The organism is Haloferula chungangensis (genome assembly GCF_042664875.1).
Taxonomy (GTDB): Bacteria; Verrucomicrobiota; Verrucomicrobiia; order Verrucomicrobiales; family Akkermansiaceae; genus Haloferula; species Haloferula chungangensis.
This window is the reverse complement of record NZ_JBHTBS010000063.1, coordinates 1-827: the sequence shown is the minus strand read 5'-3', so window position 1 is coordinate 827 and position 827 is coordinate 1. Positions and strand designations below refer to the sequence as shown.

General features: G+C 29.5%; 1 protein-coding gene and 1 pseudogene. Both read left to right on the top strand.

Translation table 11 applies throughout. From position 1 onward, the window contains the following. Positions 1 to 425, top strand: a pseudogene (locus ACFQY0_RS21200) (hypothetical protein); the annotation flags it as partial. Next, on the top strand, positions 422 to 827 hold a 406-nt coding region (locus tag ACFQY0_RS21195), incomplete at its 3' end, for a DUF6339 family protein (protein WP_379717057.1). The pseudogene ACFQY0_RS21200 and the gene ACFQY0_RS21195, both read left to right, overlap by 4 nt.

Here is an 827-nt window from a genome sequence, read left to right as displayed (position 1 = left end):
ATACAATAGACTTATTTGAAAGTGAACAGTCTATTGAAAAGCTCTCATCAATAATAAATGTTGTACTGAGTTATGAAAATAAATTAATGACTGTGGATTCTTCTTCAGACAAGATTGTTATAGCTCTGCCTAAAAATCAATATGAGCAATATGCAACCTTTTCTAAAACAGTATTTAACAATATACTCATCTCGGTTGTAATTGTACCCGGATTAGTAGAAGTATTAAATAGAATCAAAATTGATCGACATGCATATGAAGATACTCGATGGTACATTTCACTTAAGCATTCCTTAGAAAGTATAGGAATTGATTTGAATTTATTTGATGAAACGCCATTGGAGATTGCTCAAAAACTATTAAAAGATCCAATTCAAGGAGCTATTAATGTATTAAAAAAAGTTGAGGAGAGTGGGGCTGATTGAAAACAAGATTAAAGTTAATCACTTCAGAAGCGTTAAATCATTTTACCGCTAACTTTGAGTATTTTATTAGAGGTATAGCTACAGGAGATAAAAATGTCTTAAGTGAGTTATATGATGAGAATAATTTTAGTGACAGTAATATAGAGTTTGAATATACACCATTAATTCAAAATGGTACTTATAATGTCACGGATTATAAGAATATCAAAATTCTTTATGAAACTTTTGAGAATTTAACTCCTGTCCAAGCTTCGCAAGAGAGATTATGGGTTAGTCTAACCTTAAATCATTATATGGACTATTTTAAGTATAGGACAGAATCCTATTTTAATAATCTGAAAGAAGGCATAAAAATAGAAGAATCTATTAAAGGTTTAAAAGCGGCTATATTGTATTCATGGG